Origin of the sequence: Neorhizobium sp. DAR64862/K0K3, from assembly GCF_050500185.1 — a bacterium.
GTDB lineage: Bacteria > Pseudomonadota > Alphaproteobacteria > Rhizobiales > Rhizobiaceae > Neorhizobium > Neorhizobium soli.
Map to the genome: position 1 here is coordinate 78,183 of NZ_CP191449.1, position 24,302 is coordinate 102,484.

Below are 24,302 nucleotides of genomic sequence, written 5' to 3' on the forward strand. Positions count from 1 at the left end.
ATGCCGCCTTTGGAAGAAAACTCCCCGGTCAGGTGGCCGAGACTGGCGTTCAAGGTGCTCTGGGATGCCTATTGGCATTTCTCGGAGGACGATGGATGGGCGATGGCGAGCCACGTGGCGCTGTCGGGGCTACTGGCGCTGTTTCCATTCCTGATCTTCGGCACGGCACTTGCCGGCTTTCTCGGTGCCGGCGGCTTTTCGCAAACGACCGTGCACCTCCTGTTTGATACGTGGCCGGCCGATGTCGCCGATCCGATCGCGTCCGAACTTCAGCGGGTGCTGGAGATACCGCGCGGCGGGTTGCTGACCGTATCCGTGCTGGCGGCTGCCTATTTCGCGTCGAACGGCGTCGAGGCCCTTCGCATCTCGCTCAACCGCGCCTACCGGGTCACCGAAACGCGACCCTGGTATGTGACGCGTCTTGCCAGTCTGGGTTACGTCATCCTGGCGGTGGTGATCTTTGCGGTCATCAGCATTCTTCTTCTCGCCGTCCCCGTCGCATCGCGGTTTGCTCAGACCCGTTTCCCTTGGCTGATCAGCGATCTCAACGCGGCCGCCAACTGGGGTCTCGTCGGCACGGCGTTTCTCCTGATGATCGGTCTGCTCGGGTCGCACAAATACCTTCCGGCGGGAGATCGCCGGCTGATCGACATCATGCCGGGCGTGGCGCTGACGGTGCTTTTGTGGACATGCTTTGGGTTCGGTTTCGCGGCCTATCTTTCGACCTTCGCCAATTACGCAGCGACCTATGCGGGTCTGGCGTCGATCATGATCGTGCTGATCTTCCTTTATATGGTGGGCGTGATCTTCATGCTCGGCGCCGAGTTCAATGCGGCGTTGATGAAGTACCGGATCTATTCGGTCTTCTCCCGCGTCCGGAAAGAGCGTCGCCGCCGGGGCGATGCTTCGGCTCTAGCCCTCAAGGCCGAGGAGGCGGCGAATGTCGAGCGGGCCGAGACCCGCGTCGCGCAGAGCCGAAAGCCCGGTTGATCCCTCGCTCTTCGAGAGCTTCCGGCCGTCCGTGCCAAGAATGAGCCGGTGATGGTGGTAGAGCGGCTGCGGCAGACCGAGCAGATCCTGCAGAAGCCGGTGAACCGAGGTTGCGTGATAGAGATCCATGCCCCGCACCACATGGCTAATACCCTGCGCCGCGTCGTCCACGGTAACGGAGAGATGATAGCTCGAGGGTGCATCGGAGCGCGACAGGACGACATCGCCCCAGGCTGCCGGATCCGCCGGGACTTGCCTTTCGGCGCCGTCGCTTATCTCCCGCCATGTCAAAGCGTCCGAAACTCTCGCCAGCGCCTTGTCCATGTCGAGCCGCCAGCTGTGGCGGATGCCGCTTTCGATCAGCCTCTTCCGCTCGGTTTCGCTCAGGTGCCGGTCATCCTGCGGATAGAGCGGTGACCCATCCGGGTCGCGCGGCCATGTGGCGCCACCGGTCTCAAAATCCGAGACTTTCGCCTTTACCTCGCCGCGCGTCATGAAGGCCGGATAGACGAGCCCAATGTCCATCAATTCACCAAGCGCTTCCCGGTAGATCTCGAAATGCTCGGACTGGCGGCGCGGCGGTTCTTCCCAGGAGAGTCCCAGCCAGCGGAGGTCGCGGTAGATGGCGTCCTCATACTCGGGCGTGCAACGGGCAAGGTCGATATCCTCGATCCGCAGCAGGAAGCGGCCATTCATGTCCCGCGCCATGTCGTGGTTGAGGACCGCCGAAAGCGCATGTCCGAGATGCAGCAGTCCGTTCGGGCTTGGCGCGAAACGCAGGATTGGTCTATCAGGATCGGTGGCGATTTGGGCGGCTGGCATGCCTCCTTCTGCCATGATTTGTGATGCGCAACCATGGAGAAAACCGTGCGGATCATCCGCGACCGATCGGATATCGACGAGGGGCTTGCCGAACTGGTGATCGCCGATCCGCGCCTTGCCCCCATCATCGAGCTGTCCGGCGAGCTGCCACTGCGGCTGATCGAGCCGGGTTTTGCCGGCCTTGCCTCCATCATCGTCTCGCAGGTCGTATCGCGGGCAAGCGCCGACGCGATCTGGAAGCGTATGGCGGCTGTCGGTGCCACCGAAGCAGAGGCTTTTGCAGCGCTCGATCCCGAGGTCGTGGCGAGCTTCGGTCTATCGCGGGCCAAGGCTGCGACGCTGATGCATCTTGCGACGGCGATTGCGCAGAAGGGCTTCGATCTCGATGCGATCGCGGGACTGGAGGCATCAGAGGCGACACGACAGCTGATCGCACTTCCCGGCATCGGTCCCTGGACGGCAGAGTGCTACATGATGTTTTCCGCGGGCCACCCGGATTTCTTTCCGGTAGGCGACGTGGCGCTGCAGGCAGCGGTTGCCGATGGGCTTGGCATGGAAGCGCGCCCGACAGAAAAGCAGCTCGCCGCCATCGCGCTCATCTGGCGGCCGTGGCGCTCGGTCGCGACGAGGCTTTTCTGGTCCTATTACGGGGTCCGGACGAAGCGCGACGTCTCTCCGATTTTGTGAAGTTTGAGTGACGAAGCCGCCTGTATTTAAAGGGCTTCACAATCCTGTAACAACGGTCCTAATATAGAGGAGATAGATGCCGAATCCGTTAGGAGCGTCATTTGACGATTGCAGTCTCCCCGCAGGCCTTACCGGCGCTCGTGTTGAACGCTGACTATCGGCCACTGAGCTATTATCCCTTGTCGTTGTGGTCCTGGCAGGACGCGATCAAGGCGGTTTTCCTCGACCGTGTGAACATCATTGCCGAATATGAGCATTCGGTGTGTTCGCCCAGCTTCTCGATGAAACTGCCAAGCGTTGTCAGCCTGAAGACCTATATCCAGCCGACCCGCAATCCCGCATTCACGCGCTTCAACGTGTTCCTTCGCGACAAGTTCGAGTGCCAGTATTGCGGCGATCACGACGATCTGACCTTCGACCACGTCATTCCGCGGGCGCATGGCGGCGAAACGACCTGGCAGAACGTTGTGGCGGCATGCTCGCCCTGCAATTTGCGCAAGGGCAGCAAGCTTCCCAAGCAGGCCGGCATGTTCCCGCACCAGAAGCCCTATGCGCCGACCGTGCAGGACCTGCATAACAACGGCCGGCTGTTTCCGCCCAACTATCTGCACGAAAGCTGGATGGACTATCTCTACTGGGATTCCGAGCTGCAGCCGTAAGGGTTACGTCTCACGCGGCCTTCTTGGCGCCGATCAAGGCGATGGCCGCGAGGATGACGCTGGCGATCACGTTCCAGCCTGCAAAGGACAGACCGAGCACGCGGAGTGCTGCTTCCGTGCAGGACGGACCATGCACCGTGTTGAGGTCGGAGAGAAGGCTGCCGGCATTGGTGGTGACGCCCGCGCCGCCGCCGCAGCTTGCGGGACCTTCCCAGAAGGCCCATTCGACGCCCGCGTGATAGACGCCCATGCCAGCGCCAACCAGCATCATCAGGCCGACGAGGATCAGAAGCGTGCGGCCGATCCAGGCGGGCATGCCGAATGCCAGGGCACCCATGGCAAGAATGCCGACCGGAATTGCATAGTAATAGGGTTCGCGCTGCAGCAGGCACATCGCACAGGGAATATAGCCGCCGAGATACTGGAAACCGAGCGCTGTGCCGACGGTTGCCGCCATGCCGAGCGTGACGATGACCGCATGGCCGAGGCCTTTGCGGGCATGGGTGGTGGAAGCTGTCAGCGCCATCGGCGTATCCTTGTATTCCCGACGAGATTTCGGGCGCAGCTGTAAATCAGAACCGGCCATCCTGTAAACCGTGTGCCCCTTGTCAGGCAGGGCGTGTGCGGCACATTTCCGTGATGGCCCCATCCGATTTCCCATTTCTTACGAAAAGGTGCCTTCTTACTAAAAGTTACTATGGATGATATTGAAGCGCATCAGCAGCATTGGAGAATGCAAATGGATTTCACGAAAGCAACAATCCTGATCACCGGCGGCAATTCCGGCATCGGCCGCGGTCTCGCCATCGCCCTTTCCGAACGCGGCGCGAAGGTGATCGTTACGGGGCGCAACGAGGCGAGTCTGAATGAGACGCTGAAGGACAATCCGGCGCTTTCCGGATACCAGCTCGATGTCACCGACAAGGACGGCCTGAACGAGTTTGCCGCTTCGGTGGTCATGGATCATCCGGATCTCACCGTCGTCATCCACAATGCCGGCATCATGGAGCGTGAGAACGTGCTCGCAGACGTCTACGACGTCGATGTGGCCGAGCGCACCATCACCACCAACCTTCTCGCGCCGATCTGGCTGACCTCGGCACTGCTTCCGCATCTGCGCCAGAAGCCGGAAGCTGCGATCGTCACCGTCTCCTCCGGCCTTGCCTTTGTACCGCGCACCGATTCCATGACCTACAGCGCCACCAAGGCGGCCATCCATTCCTGGACGATGAGCCTGCGGCACGAATTGCGCAGCACCAAGATCGCCGTGGTGGAGCTTGCCCCGCCACAGGTGGCAACGGAGCTGACGCCCGGCCAGTCGAAGTTCGCGACAGCCATGCCGCTTGCCGATTTCGTCTCCGAATCCGTCGGTCTGCTCTGCGCCGATCCGACGCCGTCGGAAGTGATGGTTCAGCGGGTGTCGCGGCAGCGCACGGCCGAAGCCACCGGCAATTTCGACCAGGTGTTTGCGATGATCAACCCGAGCTGACGGCTGCACGATCCGAGGGCGCCGGTATCGCCGGCGCCCTCAGTCTTCGTCGTCGAAAGCCGTTCTCGCCTTTGCCACCGCATCGTGGTTCTCGACCGCCCAGATCCACACATTGCAGAAGGCAGCTCCGAGCGTCAGGCCAAGCGGAGAGAGGCTGTATTCCACCTTGGGCGGCACGCAGGCATAGGTCTTGCGGATGACCAGACCGTCGCGTTCCATGCGCCGGAGCGTCTGGGTCAGCATTTTCTGGCTGATGCCGGTAACGCGGCGGGCGAGGTCGGAAAACCTTAAAACACCTTCGTCCCACAGCGTATCGAGGATGACCACCGTCCACTTGTCGGCGAAGCCCGAGATCATCTGGCGGACGAGGTCTTCCACCTTGGGATCGACATTGTCAGGATAATCGCGGGCCTTGTAGCTCTCTGCCCGCGCCACGTCGTCGGCCGTGAAGACCGGCTTCTGCTGGATGCTCATGGTGGCGTTTTCCTTGGGCTCGAACCTTGAGTGCGTTTGTATCGAAAAGAGAGTTAGGCAGCAAGACGAGCGCCTTCGATCCATCCACCGTGCGTTGTGGAACTATTGCGCCGGTGGGACATTCGGACTCCCTAGCCGTGCCGGGAGCGTTCCATGTCCGATACTCTTTCAACCTACCGCAGCAAGCGTGATTTCAAGAAGACCAAGGAGCCGAGTGGCGCCGCGGAAGTCCGGCCGTCCAAGCGTGGCCGCTTCGTCATCCAGAAGCACGATGCGACGCGACTGCATTACGATCTGCGGCTGGAAATGGATGGCGTGTTCAAATCCTGGGCGGTCACGCGCGGTCCCTCGCTCGATCCTCAGGACAAGCGCCTTGCCGTCGAGGTCGAGGATCATCCGCTAGATTACGGTGATTTCGAAGGGACCATTCCGAAAGGCGAGTATGGCGGCGGCACGGTCATGCTCTGGGACCGGGGTTACTGGGAAGTCGATGGCGCGCTTTCCCTGGAAAAGGCGCTCGACAAGGGCGATTTCAAGTTCATTCTGGATGGCGAACGCCTACAGGGCGGCTTCGTGCTGGTGCGGATGAAAAAGGACCGCGATGGCGGCAAGCGAACCAACTGGCTGCTGATCAAGCATCACGACGATCACTCGGTCGACAAGGACGGCGATGCGGTCTTGAAAGAGATGGAAACCTCGGTCGCTTCCGGTCGCGACATGGCGACGATTGCTGCGGGCAAGGGGCGCAAGCCGAAGCCTTTCATGCTGACCAGCAGCGCGGTCGATGCGGATGCGGTCTGGGACAGCAGCGAAGGACTGGCGGCGGACGAACGGAAGGCCGGGGGCAAGGGCGCAGATAAGGGCAAGAGTGCAGATAAGGCCAAGCCTGCTTCGGTGAAGATGCCGGATTTCATCGCACCGCAGCTCTGCCAGATCCGCGACCGTCCACCATCGGCAGAAGGCTGGCTGCACGAGATCAAGTTCGATGGATATCGGGTTCAGATGCGCGTGCAGGATGGCAAGACCATCTTGAGGACCCGTAAGGGGCTCGACTGGACGGATCGGTTTTCGCAGATTGCCAAGGATGCCGAAGTTCTGCCGGATACGGTGATCGACGGGGAGATCTGCGCGCTCGATCACGACGGCGCGCCGGATTTTGCAGCGCTGCAGGCCGCACTTTCCGAGGACAAGACAGACGACCTCGTCTATTTTGCCTTCGATCTCCTCTTCCACGAGGGCCAAGACCTGCGCGACATGCCGCTCGATGAGCGCAAATCGAGACTTTCGCAGTTGATTGCCGAGGCGGAAGCGGGCGCCCGGATCCGCTATGTCGACCATTTCGAAACCGGTGGCGATGCGGTTCTGCGTTCCGCCTGCCGTCTCTCGCTGGAAGGTATCGTCTCGAAACAGGCGGACGCGCCCTATCGGTCGGGCCGAAGCGACACCTGGGTCAAGGCCAAGTGCCGGGCCGGCCACGAAGTGGTGATCGGCGGCTATGCGACCACGGAGGGCAAGTTCCGCTCGCTTCTCGCCGGGGTCTATCGCGACAACCATTTCGTTTATGTCGGTCGCGTCGGAACCGGTTTTGGCGCGGGCAGGGCGGCGGATCTGATGTCCAAGCTCGAACCGCTTTCTGCCGACAAAAGTCCGTTTACCGGTATCGGAGCGCCGAAGAAGACCAAGGACATGCATTGGGTGAAACCGGAGCTGGTTGCCGAGATCCAGTTCGCGGGCTGGACCAATGATGGTCAGGTGCGCCAGGCGGCATTCAAGGGCCTGCGCGAAGACAAGCCGGCTGACGAGGTCGAGGCGGAAAAGCCGGCTTCACCGGATCAGGAGACGCCGCAGCCAAAGGCGGCAAAGACCGCTAGCGCTGCAAAAACGACGAAGGTGCCGCGCGGCAGGGGTGGCAAGGCGGAAGTGATGGGCGTGATGCTCTCCAATCCCGACAAGCCGCTCTGGCCAAGCGATGCGCAGAACGGCGACACGCCTGTTACCAAGGAGGATCTAGGCCGTTACTACGAATCGGTCGCGGGCTGGATGATCGACCATATCAAGGGTCGGCCCTGCTCGGTCATCCGCGCGCCAGACGGGATAGGCGGCGAGCAGTTCTTCCAGCGGCATGCCATGCAGGGCACATCGAACCTTCTGGAACTGGTCAAGGTGCATGGCGACAAGAAGGCCTATCTGCAGGTCGATCGCATCGAGGGACTGGCAGCTCTCGCGCAGGTCGGATCGCTGGAACTGCACCCATGGAACTGCCAGCCGAACAAGCCCGAGGTTCCCGGAAGGCTCGTCTTCGACCTCGATCCCGCTCCCGATGTCGCCTTTCCGAAGGTAGTCGAGGCGGCGCGGGAAATCCGCGATCGGCTCGACGAACTGGGGCTGATGAGCTTTTGCAAGACGACGGGCGGCAAGGGCCTGCACGTGGTCGTGCCGCTGAAGACGGGCGGCCGCAAGGAACTGACCTGGGATGAAGCCAAGGATTTCGCGCACCGGGTTTCCAACCTGATGGCGCAGGACGATCCCGATCTCTATCTCACCAAAATGTCGAAGAAGCTGCGTGAAGGCCGCATCTTCATCGACTATCTGCGAAACGACCGCATGGCGACAGCCGTCGCGCCGCTTTCGCCGCGTGCGCGCGAGGGTGCGACGGTCTCCATGCCGCTCACCTGGACCCAGGTCAAAGCCGACCTCGACCCGCACCGCTTCACCATTCATACGGTGCCGGCGCTGATTGCGAAAAGCGAAGCGTGGAAAGACTATTGCGACGCCGAACGGCCGCTTGCCGAGGCGATCAAGCGGTTGAAGAAGGTTGAGGCTCGAGGTTGAGTGGTGAGGACAGTAGGCCGGCGTTCGGCCTACTCACGCAGCTGACAATGCTGTTATTGAACAACTCTACAGTCAATTGGAAAAGTGAGCCTAGTCCCAAACGCCCCTCATCCTCGCCCTTGTGGCGTGGATCCAGTCAGCTCAAATCCTTGAGCTGACAAGAGTCTTCGACCCGACAGGCGTCGTGTCGCTGGATCCCCGCCACAAGGGTGAGGATGAGGGAAGTGGGGCGTCGCTCTCGTCAAGCAACGCGCGGCTGGGGGACTTTCAAGGCCTGCGCGACCGAGGTATCGCCTGCATCCTGAGCAGTAGCTTCTTCAGTGGTTGTCAGCAGCCTGAGGCCACCGTTCCCCAAAAGCCGTCGCCCTACTTGCTCTTCCGCTTGTCGGCGGCCAGCGAGCGTTTCAGAGCATCCATGATGTCGATGACGTTGCTGGGCTTGTCCGACTCTTCCTTCTCGGCCTTTTTCGGTGTCGGGCGGCGTTGTTTCTTTTTCGACTTGATGATGTCGAGCAGATTGTCCTGCACCGGATCGGTCACGAATTTTGCGTCCCAGGGGCGGGTCTGCTGTTCGATCAGCTTGCGGATCAGCGGAAGTGTCTCTTTCTCGGGCTCCGCCTTGTCCAGTCCGTCGAAATAGTCCTTGGCTTCTCGCACCTCGTCGCCGTAGCGCAGCGTCCAGAGAACGATGCCCTTGCCGCGGGGCTCGATCATCACGGCCCGCTCGCGCCGGCCGAGCACCAGTCGCGAAATGCCCACCATCTCCTGGCTGTCCATCGCGGCGCGGATCACCGAAAATGCCTCTTCGCTGACCTTTTCGTTGGGCGTCAGATAGTAGGGGGTATCAAGCCAGATCCAGTCGATGTCGGAACGCGGCGTGAAGGTCGAGATATCGATCGTCTTGGTGCTTTCGAGCGCGACATTGTCGAGCTCCTCGTCTTCCAGCATCACGTAGTCGTCTTCGCCTCGCTGATAGCCTTTGACTTCATCGTCATCGCGCACGGGCTTGCCGGTCACCGAATCCACGTAGTGGCTCTGCACCCGGTTGCCGGTTTCGCGGTTAAGCGTGTGGAAGCGCACCTTCTCGCTTTCCGAGGTCGCCGGTGTCATCTCGACGGAACAGGTGACGAGCGAAAGCTTCAGATAGCCTTTCCAGTAGGGACGTATCGCCATGGCTGTCGTTTCCCTTAACCGGCCTTGCGGCGCGTGCTTGTCGAGGATGATGGTGCGGATTTGGCAGTCTTGCGTGGCGTCTTGTTGGTGTTGGCGGATTTCGGCTTGGCGGGCGCCTTGGTCTTTGCCTTCGGCTTGTCCGTTGATCCGGACTTGCCGCCCATGCCGGCGCTTTCACGCAGGGCCTGCAGAAGATCGGATGGTTTGGAGGCTGTCGGAGCCTTCCGCTTCGGGATCTTCTTGCCCTCGAGCTTCGCCTTCACCAGTTCGGCCAGCGCTTCTTCATATCGGTCGTCGAACTTGGTCGGGTCGTAGCTACCCTTCTTGGTGCCGATGATATGGGAGGCGAGTTCGAGCATCTCCTTGTCAATCTTGACCTCTGTCACGTCTTCGAAGGCCTTGTCCGTCGAGCGGACCTCGTAATCGAAATTGAGCGTGGTGCCGATCAGCCCGTCGCCGTGGGGACGGATCAGCACTGTCCGCAACCGCCGGAAAAGCACGGTGCTGGCGATCGCTGCGACGCCCGCCTCCTTCATGCCGTCGCGCAGAAGCGCAAAGGCTTCCTCGCCGAGCTTCTGGGGCGCAAGATAGTAGGGCTTGTCGAAATAGATGTCGTCGATCTCCGCGCAGGAGATGAACGCGTCGATATCGAGCGTCTTGTCGCTCTCGGGGATAGCGGCGGCGATTTCCTCGGGTTCCAGCACCACGTATTTGCCGCTGCCGGTCTCGTAGCCCTTCACTTGGTCGTCGTGCTCGACGGTGTTCCCCGTTTCGCTGTCCACGAACTCGCGGCGCACGCGATTTCCGGTCTTGCGATTGAGGATGTTGAAGCTGATCCGGTCCGACGATGAAACCGCTGTGTAGAGCGCGACAGGGCAGCTCACCTCGCCGAACTTGATATGACCTTTCCAGTTGGCACGTGGTGCACTCATATCAACCTGCTCCCTTGCTTGACGGCGAGATCGTCAACGAACGTGACGTAACGGAGCCAGAGGGCGATAGTTCCTTTTCGCGAGCGGTTGTCATGAAGTTCGATGAGACGCGGCCCTTAACGCTCATCGTTTTCACCGGGTAAAAAAAATTCGTTTTGGGTGGGAACAAAATTAGAAGTCATGCATTGCGCCTGTTCGAGCCGGGGGTGAAGAGCAGAATGAACGATGACCGCGTGACCGGCGACAGCCGGCCAACCCGATCTCAAACCTATTTCGACGATGTCATCGTCCGCGCCCTTCTGCCTGCGGCGAAAGCAGTCCTTTCCCTAATTCTCCTCTGTCCGCTGATGGTTTCCTGCTCCGGCGTGCAGTCGGTGCTTGATCCCGCGGGACGGGAAGCTGCGGGTGTCGCGACACTGTTCTTCGCAATGCTGATCGGCGGCGCGGTAATCTGGGTCGGCGTCGTGGCGCTTCTGTTTTATGCGGCGCGCAAGAAGAACGCCCATTCCGAACAGGGGGCGGGAAAGCTGATCCTATGGGGCGGCGCCGTGATGCCCTGCATCGTTCTTGGCGCGCTGTTATCCTACGCCATGTGGCTGATGCCCAATGTCCGTCCGTTTTTCTCGGGAGGCGGTGAGGGGCTGCAACAGATCGATGTCACGGGCGAGCAGTACTGGTGGCGGGTCCGTTATCTCGATCCGGACGGCTCTGTCGCCTTCGAGACCGCCAACGAGATCCGCATGCCGGTCGGCGAGCGGGTGGCGTTTCAGCTGACCTCACCCGATGTCATCCATTCGTTCTGGATCCCGGTGCTCGGCGGCAAGATGGACATGATCCCCGGCCGTCGCAACGTGTTGACGCTGGAGGGCAACAAGCCCGGCTCCTATCGCGGTGTCTGCGCCGAATTCTGCGGCACCTCGCATGCGCTGATGGGCTTTACCGTGGAGGTAATGGAAAAGCCGGCCTATGACGCCTGGCTCGCCTCCCGCCGCAGCGCTTCGGGTAGCGGCGATGCCGAGGGGCTGGCACTGTTTCTGAAACACGGCTGTTCCGCCTGCCATGCGATCTCAGGCACCGAAGCGCGCGGCGTCATCGGCCCGGATCTGACCGCTTTCGGCGAACGCGGTTCCGTCGGCGCCGGCACGCTTGGCAATTCCACTGCCGATATCGCCCGTTTCCTGCGCGATCCCGCCGGCATCAAGCCCGGTGTGCGGATGCCGCATTACAATATGGTGCCTGAAGCCGAAACCGATCGCATTGCACAGTATCTGAAGGGGCTTCGATGAGCGTTGAACTCGGAAATTTCTCGCCCGAGGAGCGCGCCGCCCAGGAAAAGAGGCTGCGCGACACCTGGGAAACGCCGAAGGGCTGGCGCTACTGGACGTCGGTCAACAACAGCGAGATCGGCCTCTGGTACGGCGTCACCGCATTCGTCTTCATGCTGTTTGCCGGTGTTCTCGGCCTGCTGATCCGGCTGCAGCTCGTCGTCCCCAACAACGATTTCATGTCGGCCGAGCTGTTCAACCAGGTCTTCACCCTGCATGGCACGGTCATGATGTTCCTGTTCGCGGTGCCGATCTTCGAGGCGATCGCGATCTTTCTTCTGCCGTCCATGCTCGGCGCACGCGAACTGCCGTTCCCGCGGCTGTCGGCCTTCGGCTACTGGAGTTTCCTTCTCGGCGGCATCTTCGTCTGCGGCTCGATCTTCTTCAACGCGGCACCCAATGCCGGCTGGTTCATGTATCCGCCGCTTGCCACCGACAAGGAATATGCAGGCATCGGCGCCGACATCTGGCTGCTTGGCCTCTCCTTCATCGAGGTGGCATCGATTGCCGCAGCCGTCGAGATCATCGTCGGCATCATGAAATGCCGCGCCCCCGGCATGCGCATCAACATGATGCCGATGTTTGCCTGGTATCTGCTGATCGTCGCGGGCATGATCCTGTTTGCCTTCCCGCCGCTGATTGCCGGCGACATCCTGTTCGAGATGGAGCGGATGTTCAACTGGCCGTTCTTCGATCCATCGCGCGGCGGCGATCCCTTGCTCTGGCAGCATCTGTTCTGGATCTTCGGCCACCCGGAAGTCTACATCGTCTTCCTGCCGGCCATCGCGCTGATGGCGATGATCGTGCCGACATTTTCGCGGCGTCCGATCGTTGGCTATTCCTGGATCGTGTTGGCGGCTGTCGGTACGGGTTTCCTGAGTTTCGGGCTGTGGGTCCACCACATGTTTGCGACCGGCCTGCCGCAGATTTCGCTCGCCTTCTTCTCGGCGGCATCGGAAGCGGTGGCGATCCCGACCGGGGTGCAGATCTTCGTATTCATCGCCACCATGCTTGCGGGCCGGGTGATCTTTTCGGTGCCGATGCTGTTTGGCGCGGGCGGGCTGATCATCTTCGTGATCGGCGGGCTGACCGGCGTCATGGTGGCCCTCGTTCCGTTCGACTGGCAGGCGCATGACACCTATTTCATCGTGGCCCACCTGCATTACGTGCTGATCGGCGGCATGTTCTTCCCGATCGTCGCCGGCATCTACTATTACTTCCCCTTCGTGACCGGCAAAAAGCTGTCGGATACCTGGGGCAAGGTGTCGTTCTGGCTGATGTTCACAGGCTTCAACACCGCGTTCTTCCCGATGCATTTTTCCGGGCTGCGGGGCATGCCGCGACGCGTCTTTACCTACCCGGAAGAATTCGGCTGGGATATTTTCAACCTCGTCTCGACCATCGGAGCCTTCATCTTTGCCGCAGGTATCGCGACATTCGTGATCGACATCTTCCGGCCGAAACCCAAGCCTGCGGAACGCAATCTCAACCCGTGGAATTCCGGAACGCTGGAATGGACCAACGATCCGGACGAGAGCTGGGGCATGCGCTCCGTGCCGATCATCACCAGCCGTTACCCGCTGTGGGACCAGCCGAACCTGCAGGCCGATATCGAGGCTGGCCGCTTCTATCTGCCGGATGCGAAATCCGGTCGGCGCGAGACGCTGGTCACGTCGGTGCTCGATGCAAAGCCGATCCAGTGCCTGCGCGTCGGCGGCGTGTCCTATGTCACCATCATAGCCGCCCTGTCGCTGGGTGGCGTGTTTATCGCGCTCACCTTCCACTGGTGGATCCCCACCATCATCTGCGCCATCATCACCTTTGTCGCCATCATCTACTGGCTGTGGACGGGCACGGCGCAGATCCCTGAAGCGGCTGAGACGGATGTCGGGCTGGGCCTCAGCCTGCCGGTCTATGTTTCAGGCCCCGCGTCCGTCGGATGGTGGGCGATGTTCATCACCATGGTTGGGGACGGTACCGCCTTTGCCAGCCTGATCTTCGGCTATTTCTTCTACTGGACGGTGCATGACGATTATACCGGCGTCAGTGCCGGGCCGGGTGTGTTCTGGCCGATGGTGGCGCTGGTGCTCTATCTTGTCGCCTGGGGCCTGACGATGCTGGCCCGGCAGCTGAACGAAAAGGGCCCGGTCGGTTGCCGCTTGGCCCTCGTTGCAGCCGCAGCCGTTACCATCGCCGCCTCGCTTGCCGGTCTCGCCGGTCCATATCTTACCGGCATGGACCCGACCTCCAACGTCTATCCGGCCACCGTCTGGGTGATTGCCCTCTGGACCGTCATCCACGGCGTGGTCGGCGTCGTGATGCAGCTCTATTGCCTTGCCCGCAGCCTCACCGGCAACATGACAGGCGAATACGATCAGGATATCCGCAACGTCACGCTCTACTGGCATTTCATGGCGTTTACCGCCGTCGTCACGTTCGGCGTGCTCGGTCTCTTTCCGCTGGTGGCATCATGAAGAGCGTTATCCCCCGCGAGGTCGAAACTCTCTGGACCCTGTTTACGGCGCCAGTGGTCTGGGCGCTGCATTTCATCATCTGCTATGCGACGGTCGCGGTTTTCTGCGCCAAGCGTCTGCCGGCGTCGTTCAGCTTCGATACGGTCCGGATCGTGCTTGTCGTCGTGACACTCGCCGCGCTCGCGATGATCGTGCTTTCGGCCTATCTCGCCTGGCGCCAGTGGGGGTTCGGTGCCAAGGACGCGCCGCATGACGAACCGACGCGCTCGTCGCGCACGCTGTTCCAAGGGTTTGCAACGCTGCTTCTGTCGGGCCTGAGCTTCGTGTCGGTCGTCTATGCGGCCATTCCGCTGATTTTCATTGCGGAGTGCCAGCCATGAAACGCCTTGCACTGATCGCGGGGGCGCTGGTCCTCGGTCTGCTGTGGTTCGGCATCCTGCCGTTTTCCGATCGTGGCTCGTTCTCGGTGCACATGGTCGCGCATATGGGTGTGGTTGCCGTTGCATCGCCGCTGATTGCGTTTGGCATGTCCGGAAGCCGCTTCGATTTCACGGCCGGTCATCTCTGGCTCACACCGATGCTCGCCTCGGTGCTGGAACTGTTTGCCGTCTGGGGCTGGCATATTCCGGCCATGCGCGAGCTATCGGAAGGGTCGGTCCCGTTCGCCGCTCTCGAGCAGATGGTATTTCTCACGGCCGGGCTGACGCTGTGGCTCTCCTGTCTCGGCGGTGCGGCATCGGGACGCGAGGCGCGTCGACTTGCCGGCACGTTCGGCCTCTTGTTTACCTCGATGCATATGACGCTGCTCGGCGCGCTCCTGTCGCTTTCGCCGCGGCCGCTATACGGGGCGGGCGAGGTGAGCTGTTTCGGCATTTCGCTGACGGCACTCGCCGATCAGCAGACAGGCGGTGTGGTGATGCTGCTGGTTGGTGCTATCGTCTATCTTGCAGGCGGCGTGGCGCTGCTCGCCGGCATGCTGAGGCATGATCCGGCTCCTGAGCTTGAGGGGAACGCATGATGACGATCCGCTGGAAGCATCTGATCATTCTTGCCATCCTTGCGCCGATCCTCGGCCTCGGCGTCGCCTGGTCGGGCCTGATCAGCGTGCGCGCCTCGACGGGACACTGGGCAGCGACCGACTGGTTCCTGCATTGGGTGATGCGAAATTCGGTCAGCACTGCCTCAATGTCCGTCGATCCGCCACCGCTCGACAATCCGGCTTTCGTGCCGGCCGCTGCGGGTCATTTCGAAAGCGGATGTGCCACCTGTCACGGGTCGCCGGCGCAGGGCCGGTCCGATGCCGTGCTGTCGATGCTGCCGCCGCCGCCGGATCTGAAAGTAGTCGTGCCGACCTGGACCGACGCGCAGCTGTTCGAGATCGTCAAGCACGGCGTTCGCTTTACCGGCATGCCGGCCTGGCCGGTGCAGACGCGCGACGACGAAGTCTGGGCGATGGTGGCGTTCTTGCGCAAACTGCCCGAGATGGACGGCAAAGCCTATATCGCCGCGTCAGGGCTGCACGGAATGGGAACCGCGGGCGAAGTATCGCCGCTGCCGATCACCTGCGAAAGCTGTCATGTGGAGGCAAAGCTCAACGATGGCAGCATAATCCCTAGGCTCGTAGGACAGTCGGAGACCTATCTGCTGGAAAGCCTTAAGGCCTATCACGACAACAGGCGGCCGAGCGGGATCATGGGTGTCGCAGTCGGCACGCTCCCGGAAGAAAGCCTGCCGGAACTGGCGCGCTACTATGCCGGTCAGCAAAGTCCGAAACGCGATATGCCGCCGAAGGACCAGGCGCTTGTGGAACGAGGCCGCGAGCTCGCCGAAAGGGGAAGGTCTGCGGACAAGATCCCCGTCTGTCTCAGCTGTCATGACAAGGACGGTGCGAACCCTGCCTATCCGAAATTGTCGGGGCAGAATGCCGCCTATCTGAAGCAGCAGCTCGATCTGTTTCGAGGCGATGTTCGTGGCGGCACGTCATCGAGCCATCTGATGGTGAATGCTGCAAAATATCTTCAGGATGACGATATCGACGCGCTGTCGGCTTTCTTCAGCCAGCGCTGACGCCTGAAAGAGATCGGCCGGGCGCAACGGGTGTTGCGTCCGGCCGGTTTTGTTTTTTAGGCGCGCAGGTCGAAACGGTCTGCGTTCATCACCTTCACCCATGCGGCAACGAAATCCTTGACGAACTTCGTCTTGGCATCGGCCTGGGCATAGATCTCGGCAATCGCGCGCAGCTGCGAATGCGAGCCGAAGATCAGGTCGGCGCGGGTGGCAGTCCACTTCTGCGCGCTGGTGCTGCGGTCGCGACCTTCATAGACGCCACGCTCGCCGGCAACAGGTGCCCAGACGGTGCCCATGTCGAGGAGGTTGACGAAGAAGTCGTTCGTCAGCGTCTCCTTGGCAGTCGTGAACACGCCATGCTCAGGGGTGCCAACGTTCAGAACACGAAGGCCGCCGACCAGAACGGTCATTTCCGGTGCCGTCAGGGTCAGAAGCTGGGCACGGTCGACCAGTGCTTCTTCCGCCTGCATGAACTGCGTGCGCTTTTCGTTCACGTAGTTGCGGAAACCGTCGATGCGCGGCTCGAGTGCTGCAAACGACAGGGCGTCGGTCTGCGCCTCGGAGGCATCCATCCGGCCGGGCGAGAAGGGCACGACGACATCGTGACCAGCAGCCTTCGCCGCCTTTTCAACGCCGGCAGCGCCCGCCAGCACGATCAGGTCGGCAAGCGAGACCTTCTTTGCACCGGCATGGGCCGTGTTGAAGGCGGTCTGGATGTCTTCCAGCTGACGCAGAACCTTGGCAAGCTGTTCCGGCTGGTTGACGTCCCAGTCCTTCTGAGGGCTCAGACGGATGCGGGCACCGTTGGCACCGCCGCGCTTGTCAGAACCGCGGAAGCTGGAAGCCGAAGCCCAAGCGGTGGACACCAGTTCCTGAACCGAAAGACCTGTTGCCAGAACCTTTTCCTTGAGGTTGGCGATGTCAGCATCGTCGATCAGCGGATGATCGACCGGCGGAATGACGTCCTGCCAGATCAGGTCTTCGGCGGGCACTTCCGGGCCGAGGTAGCGAACCTTCGGTCCCATGTCGCGGTGGGTCAGCTTGAACCAGGCGCGGGCAAACGCGTCGGCAAATTCGGCCGGGTTTTCGAGGAAGCGGCGCGAGATCGGCTCGTAGATCGGGTCGAAACGCAGCGCCAGGTCAGACGTCAGCATGGTTGGCACATGCTTGCGGCCGGGAATGTGCGCGTCCGGTACAGAAGCGTCGGCGTTCTTTGCCTGCCACTGGTGGGCACCGCCCGGGCTCTTCGTCAGTTCCCATTCAAAGCCGAACAGGTTTTCGAAGAAGTAGTTGCTCCACTGGGTCGGCGTCTGCGACCAGGTGACTTCGAGGCCGCTGCCGATCGTGTCGGCGCCCATGCCGGTGCCGTGCTTGCTCGCCCAGCCGAGGCCCTGCGATTCCAGCTCGCCGCCTTCCGGGTCGGTTCCGACCAGCGACGGATCGCCGGCGCCATGGGTCTTGCCGAACGTGTGGCCGCCGGCGACCAGCGCCACGGTTTCCTCGTCGTTCATCGCCATGCGGGCAAAGGTGCTTCTGATGTCGCGGGCCGAGGCCAGCGGGTCCGGATTGCCGTTCGGGCCTTCCGGGTTGACGTAGATGAGACCCATCTGCACGGCGCCGAGGGGTTCGGCCAGCTCGCGCTCGCCGCTATAGCGCTCGTCGCCCAGCCAGCTGCCTTCGGGACCCCAATAAAGTTCTTCCGGCTCCCACACGTCGGCACGGCCGCCGGCAAAACCGAAGGTCTTGAAGCCCATCGATTCCAGCGCGACGTTGCCGGTCAGGATCATCAGGTCGGCCCAGGAGATCTTGTTTCCGTATTTCTGCTTGATCGGCCACAGAAGGCGGCGAGCCTTGTCGAGGTTGACGTTGTCAGGCCAGCTGTTGAGCGGTGCGAAACGCTGCTGGCCCATGCCGGCGCCGCCGCGGCCGTCGGTGATGCGGTAGGTGCCGGCGCTGTGCCAGGCCATGCGGATGAAAAGACCGCCGTAATGACCGAAATCGGCCGGCCACCAGTCCTTGCTATCGGTCATCAGCGCATGAAGGTCCTGCTTCACGGCGTCGAGATCGAGCGTCTTGAATTCTTCGGCATAATCAAACGACTTGCCCAGCGGGTTGGCCAGTGCCGTGTGGGTATGTAGAATCTGAACGTTTAGCTGGCTTGGCCACCAGTCGCGGTTCGAGCGACCGCGCGGCGTATTGCCCTGGGGGTTCTGGCCATGTGCAACGGGACACTTGCCCGCAGTGTCAGTTTTCGTGTCCATGACATTCTCCTTAGATTGTCTGTGTGCATTGCATGAAAAGGGGAGGATTGTGTGTCTCAACCCGTTGCCGAGAGTTCTACAGGAACATTTCGATAAATTTAAGTTGGATTTCCTGATGGTTGCGATAATTTCACCTTATGACCAATTTTACTCTCAAACAGCTCCGCTATTTCGAGGCTTTGGCGCGCGACGCGAGTTTCCGCAAGGCGGCTGAAGCCTGCGCCATCTCTCAGCCTGCGCTGTCGATGCAGATCAAGGAACTCGAAGATCAGGTCGGCCGCGCCCTGTTCGACCGAGGCACGCGCGACGTCCGGCTGACCGCGTTCGGAGAGCTTTTTGCGCTCCGGGCGCGAGATATCGTCCGAGCCGCCGACGAACTCGCCGATCTCTCGCGCGCCTCGCGCGACCGGTTCCTGTCGCGGCTTCGCATCGGTGTCATCCCGACCGTCGCACCCTATCTGCTGCCGTCGGTCATCAACGAGCTCAATCGCGCCTTCGACGGGATCCGGGTCGAGATCCGCGAAACGCAGACGACCAGACTGGTGCAGGAAGTGATGCAGGGCGGGCTCGATGTGGCGATCGTCGCGCTGCCGGTCTCCGAGCCTTCACTGACGGAGCTCAAACTGTTCGACGAGGAATTCGTGCTGGTGCGCAGCCGTGAGGATGGCGACAAACCGGTGCCGGAGCCGGATGCGCTCAAGGAAATGCGGCTTCTCCTTCTTGAGGAGGGACATTGTTTCCGCGATCAGGCGCTGTCCTTCTGCGGCATCGGGTCGAACCGCCCGCGCGAGATCCTGTCTCGGGAAATCATGGAGGGAAGCTCGCTGTCGACGCTGGTGCAGATGGTCGGTGCCGGCATCGGCGTCACGCTCATTCCGGAAATGGCGGTGCCGGTCGAGACCCGCTCCGCGCGGGTCTCCATTTCGCGGTTCGATTCACCGCCACCGGCCCGCAGCATCGGCATGATCTGGCGCAATTCGACGCCGCTTGCCAAGCAGTTGCTGCAGGTGGCCGACGTGGTACTTGGTGCGGCCGCCATCATGCGGCAGCAGCAGACGGCCTATACGAGGCCGTCGTCCGATGCGCTTGAGATCGACGACGTAGGCGCTGCATCGTCGTTGATCTCGTAGGCATGGATATAGTCGATGACCATCTTGGCTCCGCCGGACAGATCACCCGGCTTGCCGGCCGCGCCGCCGACGGCCAGATTGACCAGAAGGTACATCGGGTCATGCATGTCTGACGGTGTCTCGGCGCTGGCAATCGCCACGTCGTCGAAATACCAGACGATTTCCTCTTCGGTCCACAGCATGCCGTAGGTGTGGAAGCCTTCGGTGCTGGGAACGCTGATCGCAGACGTCTGCGTGGTCTGCTTGCCGGTCTCATTGGAATGCGCGGAAACATGAACCGTGTTCGGGTCCTGGCCGCGCATTTCCACCACGTCTATTTCCGGTGGCCACGATCCGTCTTCCGGCAGCAGCCAGAAGGCTGGCCATGTCGCCTGGTCGGTCGGCATGTCGGCGCGCATTTCAAAATAGCCGTAGGTCTGCGAGAATGTCGAATGGGTGTTCAACATTCCAGACACGTAGTCGTAGCCGTTGACCGCGTCCGAGATCGCATCCGGCGTATTCTTGGCGGTGATCGTCAGCGCTCCGTTTGAGACCGAGAACGGGCTGTAGCCGGCGGTCGGCGAATAAAGCGGGTTCACGTACCACTGGCTTTCGCCATTCGTCGGCAGGGAACTGCCCTGGTCCGGCGCCCAGTGGAAGTTTGCGTCCCACGTGCCGCTCGTGCCGTTATTCAGGGAAAGCGCGTTGAACTCGTCGCCGAATGTCTTCGTCAGGACCGAGCGGTCGAGGCTGAGCGCAAACTGGTCGGCAGACAGGTCATCGGCTGTCGTGCCCGCAAACACGAGGCTGTCGCCGTCCCCGAGGTCAAGCCGCAGATTGGCGCCTTCCTGGGTCAGGCTGTTGCCCACCTGTTCGAAGGAGGTGAAGCTGTAGCCATCGAGGCGGATCTTGTCGTCGGCACTGAAATCGGTGATCAGGTCGCTGCCATTGCCCTTGGCGACGATGAATGTGTCGGCCCCGCCGCCACCGGTCAGCACGTCGTTCCCCGCACCGCCATCGAAGGTCTGGCGCGAGGACGAGCCCGAGATGATGTTGTCGAGATCGTTGCCGAAGGCGAAGCGGTTGTCACCGGTGACGCGCAGGTTTTCGATATTGTCCGGCAGCGTGTAGCTCATCCAGGTATCGACCGTATCGATGCCCTGGCCTGCCGCTTCAGCGGCCCGGTTGATGCTGGAATAGAGGTAATAGACGTCGTCGCCGGCGCCGCCGCTCATGGTCACGTTGACGGCGCTGTCGCCGTACATGGAGTCATTGGCCGCTGTGCCTGAGAGTGCGGTGCCGGCACCCGTCGCCGAAATCCAGGCTTTGGATGTTCCGCTGTAATACAAGGTTTCGCCAAGGGCGTTCAAAACGGTTTTGGTCATCAAAGTGTCTCCTGTTTGAAAAACGTTGACCTTTGGTCTTCTCCTCCGTTTCGTTAGAGCTCCCTGTTTCAGGCTACCGCGTCGATGCTGCACCGCACAGCGCGAACCGCTGGCGGGCTGAACAAGCTGCTCCCATTTCTGGACACGACTGTTCGTGCCGTCCTTTTTTGCGACAGAAGTGTGCGGGTATGGGGCAGGCATGCCAGATCTGGCTGTGGACAGTCGCGGTTACGGGCGGTCCAGTTCAGGTCCCAGCTGCGCGGTCAGCCATGTCTTGAATGTCAGCATGGACGGGCTGGAATGGATATGGGGCGTGCTGAACCAGTAGCCGAAATCGCTCCGGTAACCGAGGCCGGCCGGATTGATGAGCCTGCCGGTAGCTATCTCGTCGAGGATCAGGCCGCGCGGGATCAGTGCCAAGCCCTGGCCGGCAAGTGCGGCGCGGATCACCATCGTGTAATAGCCGAAGCGGGTAATGTGGCGAACAGTAGCCCCGTCGCGGTTGTGATGAGCTACAAAATGTTGCCAGTGAAACGGCGTCTGGGGATGTTCGAGCATCACGTGTTCGGCGAGGTCGTCGATGTCACAAGGCGTTCCGGCCTTGGCGAAATAGTTCGGCGCGCTCACCAGAAGCACGTCGTGACCGAAGAGATAGGTGCTGTTGTCCCGGTGTTGTGGCGTCGCCGCAAACTCGAAAATGCCGTCCGGGACTTCAGACTGCGACGGCGAGATGAAGGTCGTGAACTGCACCTCGATGTCAGGATGCTGTTCCGCAAACAGATGAAACTTCGGCAACAGCCAGCGATCGCCGAAAATCGGCAGGACCTGCAGGCGCAGCACGCCGGGGCCGGGTTTCAGCCGGGCCACCAGAAGCGCGGCGTCTTCCATGGCCTTCAGGGCCGTGCGCGCGTGGTCGATATAGATGCGGCCGGCCTCGGTCGCCACCATGCCGCGCGGCGTGCGCAGAAAGGCGGGGCTGCCGATCAACTCCTCCAGCGCCAGCAACTGTTTGCTGACAGCACTCTGGGACAAGGCCGTGGTTTCCGCCGCAGCACTGGTCGATCCGCGTTCGGCCACCGCCAGCAGAACCTGAAGCGATGCGGTGGACGGCAGGCGCCTTCGACGTTGCTCCATCAGGGTCTCGCTGTTTGATCGGTATGCGTTCGATCCATTATCGCCAGCGCGTCGTTTTGTGCTAGTCGTTTTTGTCATAGGGCCAAGGAAATAAGTTCGCTTGCCCATTCGTGGTGCACATGGGATCCCTGCCCATTATCTGAACAGAGGGGTTTGCTCATGTCGGCATCCGCACAGCTCTGGGGTGGACGTTTCAAGTCCGGTCCTTCCGAAGCTCTGGCCAATCTTTCACGGGCACCTGCCTCCTATTTCCGCCTCTATCGCGAAGACATCGCCGGCTCCCGGGCGCATGCGTCCGAGCTGAAGCGCGCCGGCGTGCTGGATGCGGCCGAATTTTCGGCCATCCGCTCGGCGCTCGACACGATCGAAGCCGATGTCGCGGCAGGCCGTGAAACGCCTGTCGCCGGCGACGAGGATGTGCATACGTTTCTCGAGCGGCTGCTGATGGCCCGTCTCGGCGCTCTGGGCGGCAAGCTGCGCGCCGGCCGGTCGCGCAACGACCAGACCGCCAACAACACCCGTCTCTACCTGCGCCGCATGGCGCGCGAACTCTCCGCCGGCCTGGTCGAGGTCGAGGACGCGATCCGCGAGCAGGCGGCACGCCATGTCGAAACCGTCATGCCGGGATTCACCCATCTGCAGCCGGCGCAGCCTGTCGTGCTCGGTCATCACCTGATGGCGCATGCGCAGTCGCTGTTGCGCGATCTGGAGCGCTTTGGCGATTTCGACCGCCGCTTCGACCGGTCGCCGCTGGGTGCGGCAGCGCTTGCCGGTTCCGGCATCGTCAACCGCCCGGATCTGTCGGCACTTGAGCTCGGATATTCGGCAGCTGCGGAAAACTCGATCGACTCGGTCGCCTCGCGCGATATCGTCGCCGAATTCCTGTTCATCGCCTCGCTGATCGGCGTCAACCTGTCGCGTCTGGCTGAGGAAATCTGCATCTGGAGCTCCAAGCAGTTCTCCTGGGTGCGCCTGCATGACAGCTATTCCACCGGCTCCTCGATCATGCCGCAGAAGAAGAACCCCGATATTGCCGAGCTGACGCGCGGCATGTCCGGCACGCTGATCGGCAATGTTACGGGCTTTCTTGCCACGATGAAGGCGATGCCGCTCGCCTATAACCGCGATCTCGCCGAGGACAAGAAGGTCCTGTTCGAGACGATCGATACGCTGCAGCTTATACTGCCAGCCTTTGCCGGCATGGTCGCGACGCTGGAGTTCGACGTCGAGAAGCTGAGGGCAGAGGCGCCGCGCGGCTTTACGCTGGCAACCGAAGTGGCCGACTGGCTGGTCAGCCAGAACGTCACCTTTGCCGAAGCGCACGAAATTACCGGCGCTGTGGTGCGCTACTGTGAAGAGCGCGGCCATGATCTTGAAGGGCTCACCGCCGAAGATCTGCCGAAGATCGATCCGCGTCTCGGCCCCGGCCTGCTCGAAGCGATCACGCTCGAACATGCGCTTGCCAGCCGCACCGGTTACGGCTGCACGGCACCCGCTGCGGTGCGCGAGCAGATCGGCCGTTTCGAGGCAGCAATTGACGCCCGTCGACGTTTCGCGATGGAAGAGATCGGCGCAAAGACGCCTAAAGCCGCAAACGCTGCGGAGGCTGGCACCCGATGAGCGCACCCACGACCGTTGCTGTAGACGACAGCGCAAAATACGAGGTTGCCCATCTGAAGCTGGTGCCGAAGCGGCATATCGGCCGCAATGTGGCCGCCGGCATCGTCATTCTGCTGATGGCAGCGCTCGTGCGCGCCTTCAGCGTCGGCCAGATCGAATGGTCCTATGTGCGCGACTTCCTGTTTGCGCCGGTCATTCTGCAGGGCCTCGTCAACACGCTGGTCATGACGGTTGCTGCCATGGCGATCGGCATCGTGCTCGGCGTCGTCATCGCCATCATGCGCATCTCCGGCAATCCGGTCCTGTCGTGGATCGCGATCGGCTATCTGTGGATCTTCCGCGGCGCGCCGGCACTGCTGCAGCTGATGCTGTGGTTCAATCTGGCGCTGATCTTCCCCACGCTCGGCATTCCCGGCCTGTTCGAATTCCGCACCGTCGATATCATGACGCCGTTTGTGGCGGCCATGCTCGGTCTCGGTATCCAGCAGGGCGCCTACACGTCGGAAGTGGTGCGAAGCGGTCTTCTGTCGGTCGATAGCGGCCAGTACGAGGCTGCCCGCACGATCGGCATGACGCAGATGAAGATGCTGCGCCGCATCGTTCTGCCGCAGGCCATGCGCGTCATGGTACCGCCTGTCGGCAACGAGGTGATCGGCATGGTCAAGCTCACCTCGCTTGCCAGCGTCATCCAGTTTTCCGAAATCCTACACAATGCGCAGGTCATCTACTACGCCAACACCCGCGTTCTCGAACTGCTGCTGGTGGCAAGCTTCTGGTACCTCGTCGTGGTGTCCGTTCTGTCCGTCATCCAGCAGCGCATCGAGCGCTATTACGGGCGCGGATCGAAGTCTATCAGAGCATCGATGTGA

At 61.6% G+C, this 24,302-nt stretch carries 21 protein-coding genes; 13 read left to right on the plus strand and 8 right to left on the minus strand.

All coding sequences use genetic code 11. From position 1 onward, the window contains the following. Positions 1-990, plus strand: a complete 990-nt coding sequence (locus ACQY1L_RS00490) for a YihY/virulence factor BrkB family protein (protein ID WP_430242062.1) — start codon at positions 1-3, stop codon at positions 988-990. Here ACQY1L_RS00490 and gluQRS read toward each other — a convergent pair. Beyond that, positions 913-1,827 (minus strand): tRNA glutamyl-Q(34) synthetase GluQRS, encoded by a 915-nt coding sequence (gene gluQRS, locus ACQY1L_RS00495; protein ID WP_430242064.1) that lies wholly within the window; start codon positions 1,825-1,827, stop codon positions 913-915. The genes ACQY1L_RS00490 and gluQRS overlap by 78 nt on opposite strands. Before the next feature lie 18 nt (positions 1,828-1,845). Between gluQRS and ACQY1L_RS00500 the strand changes: the two genes are divergently transcribed. Then, positions 1,846-2,499, plus strand: coding sequence for a DNA-3-methyladenine glycosylase family protein (locus tag ACQY1L_RS00500; protein WP_430242066.1), 654 nt, complete (start codon positions 1,846-1,848; stop codon positions 2,497-2,499). Between the two features lie 101 nt (positions 2,500-2,600). Then, a complete protein-coding gene (locus tag ACQY1L_RS00505; RefSeq protein ID WP_062581810.1) occupies positions 2,601-3,158 on the plus strand; it encodes an HNH endonuclease in 558 nt (185 codons plus the stop codon). A gap of 10 nt (positions 3,159-3,168) precedes the next feature. Here ACQY1L_RS00505 and ACQY1L_RS00510 read toward each other — a convergent pair whose 3' ends face one another. After that, positions 3,169-3,678 carry a disulfide bond formation protein B gene (locus ACQY1L_RS00510; RefSeq protein WP_062461996.1) on the minus strand — a complete coding sequence of 170 codons (510 nt, stop codon included), beginning with the start codon at positions 3,676-3,678 and terminating at the stop codon, positions 3,169-3,171. Positions 3,679-3,897: 219 nt separating this feature from the next. Between ACQY1L_RS00510 and ACQY1L_RS00515 the strand changes: the two genes are divergently transcribed. After that, a complete protein-coding gene (locus ACQY1L_RS00515) occupies positions 3,898-4,647 on the plus strand; it encodes an SDR family oxidoreductase (protein ID WP_430242068.1) in 750 nt (249 codons plus the stop codon). Between the two features lie 39 nt (positions 4,648-4,686). Here the strand turns inward: ACQY1L_RS00515 and ACQY1L_RS00520 are convergent, their stop codons facing one another. Next, positions 4,687-5,121: a winged helix-turn-helix transcriptional regulator gene (locus ACQY1L_RS00520; RefSeq protein WP_113111803.1), complete on the minus strand. Its 435-nt coding sequence runs from the start codon at positions 5,119-5,121 to the stop codon at positions 4,687-4,689. Positions 5,122-5,274: 153 nt separating this feature from the next. Here ACQY1L_RS00520 and ligD point away from each other — a divergent pair, with 153 nt between their 5' ends. Further along, positions 5,275-7,953, plus strand: a complete 2,679-nt coding sequence (gene ligD / locus ACQY1L_RS00525) for a DNA ligase D (RefSeq protein ID WP_430242071.1) — start codon at positions 5,275-5,277, stop codon at positions 7,951-7,953. Positions 7,954-8,319: 366 nt separating this feature from the next. Here the strand turns inward: ligD and ACQY1L_RS00530 are convergent, their stop codons facing one another. Together ACQY1L_RS00530 and ACQY1L_RS00535 are read right to left on the minus strand one after the other, a co-directional pair. Then, positions 8,320-9,126 carry a Ku protein gene (locus tag ACQY1L_RS00530; RefSeq protein WP_430242073.1) on the minus strand — a complete coding sequence of 269 codons (807 nt, stop codon included), beginning with the start codon at positions 9,124-9,126 and terminating at the stop codon, positions 8,320-8,322. 14 nt (positions 9,127-9,140) lie between these two features. Beyond that, positions 9,141-10,058 (minus strand): Ku protein, encoded by a 918-nt coding sequence (locus tag ACQY1L_RS00535; protein WP_430242075.1) that lies wholly within the window; start codon positions 10,056-10,058, stop codon positions 9,141-9,143. 218 nt (positions 10,059-10,276) lie between these two features. Between ACQY1L_RS00535 and coxB the strand changes: the two genes are divergently transcribed. From coxB to ACQY1L_RS00560, 5 genes are read left to right on the plus strand one after another with little or no spacing between them, the layout of a single operon-like run. Further along, positions 10,277-11,344, plus strand: coding sequence for a cytochrome c oxidase subunit II (coxB, locus tag ACQY1L_RS00540; protein ID WP_430242077.1), 1,068 nt, complete (start codon positions 10,277-10,279; stop codon positions 11,342-11,344). After that, on the plus strand, positions 11,341-13,857 hold the full coding sequence (gene ctaD / locus ACQY1L_RS00545) for a cytochrome c oxidase subunit I (protein WP_430242079.1): 2,517 nt from the start codon (positions 11,341-11,343) through the stop codon (positions 13,855-13,857). Before coxB ends, ctaD begins: the two co-directional genes overlap by 4 nt. Continuing rightward, positions 13,854-14,237 (plus strand): hypothetical protein, encoded by a 384-nt coding sequence (locus tag ACQY1L_RS00550; protein ID WP_062461668.1) that lies wholly within the window; start codon positions 13,854-13,856, stop codon positions 14,235-14,237. Before ctaD ends, ACQY1L_RS00550 begins: the two co-directional genes overlap by 4 nt. Beyond that, positions 14,234-14,875, plus strand: coding sequence for a cytochrome c oxidase assembly protein (locus tag ACQY1L_RS00555; RefSeq protein ID WP_430242081.1), 642 nt, complete (start codon positions 14,234-14,236; stop codon positions 14,873-14,875). The genes ACQY1L_RS00550 and ACQY1L_RS00555 overlap by 4 nt, the downstream gene beginning before the upstream one ends. Further along, a complete protein-coding gene (locus ACQY1L_RS00560) occupies positions 14,872-15,924 on the plus strand; it encodes a c-type cytochrome (RefSeq protein ID WP_430242083.1) in 1,053 nt (350 codons plus the stop codon). Before ACQY1L_RS00555 ends, ACQY1L_RS00560 begins: the two co-directional genes overlap by 4 nt. A gap of 56 nt (positions 15,925-15,980) precedes the next feature. Here ACQY1L_RS00560 and katG read toward each other — a convergent pair whose 3' ends face one another. Beyond that, complete coding sequence (katG, locus tag ACQY1L_RS00565; RefSeq protein WP_092659434.1) at positions 15,981-18,185, minus strand: catalase/peroxidase HPI; 2,205 nt, start codon at positions 18,183-18,185, stop codon at positions 15,981-15,983. 137 nt (positions 18,186-18,322) lie between these two features. On the opposite strand from katG, the gene ACQY1L_RS00570 reads away from it, so the two are divergent. After that, positions 18,323-19,315, plus strand: coding sequence for a hydrogen peroxide-inducible genes activator (locus ACQY1L_RS00570; protein ID WP_082476450.1), 993 nt, complete (start codon positions 18,323-18,325; stop codon positions 19,313-19,315). Here ACQY1L_RS00570 and ACQY1L_RS00575 read toward each other — a convergent pair. Both ACQY1L_RS00575 and ACQY1L_RS00580 read right to left on the minus strand, forming a co-directional pair. Then, entirely contained in the window at positions 19,246-20,679 is a 1,434-nt protein-coding gene (locus tag ACQY1L_RS00575; RefSeq protein WP_113111812.1) for a family 16 glycosylhydrolase, read from the minus strand. The two genes, ACQY1L_RS00570 and ACQY1L_RS00575, sit on opposite strands and share 70 nt — an antisense overlap. Before the next feature lie 228 nt (positions 20,680-20,907). Then, a complete protein-coding gene (locus ACQY1L_RS00580) occupies positions 20,908-21,813 on the minus strand; it encodes a LysR substrate-binding domain-containing protein (RefSeq protein WP_192077779.1) in 906 nt (301 codons plus the stop codon). A gap of 159 nt (positions 21,814-21,972) precedes the next feature. Between ACQY1L_RS00580 and argH the strand changes: the two genes are divergently transcribed. Further along, complete coding sequence (argH, locus tag ACQY1L_RS00585; RefSeq protein ID WP_430242085.1) at positions 21,973-23,433, plus strand: argininosuccinate lyase; 1,461 nt, start codon at positions 21,973-21,975, stop codon at positions 23,431-23,433. Beyond that, on the plus strand, positions 23,430-24,302 hold the full coding sequence (locus ACQY1L_RS00590) for an amino acid ABC transporter permease (RefSeq protein WP_430242087.1): 873 nt from the start codon (positions 23,430-23,432) through the stop codon (positions 24,300-24,302). Before argH ends, ACQY1L_RS00590 begins: the two co-directional genes overlap by 4 nt.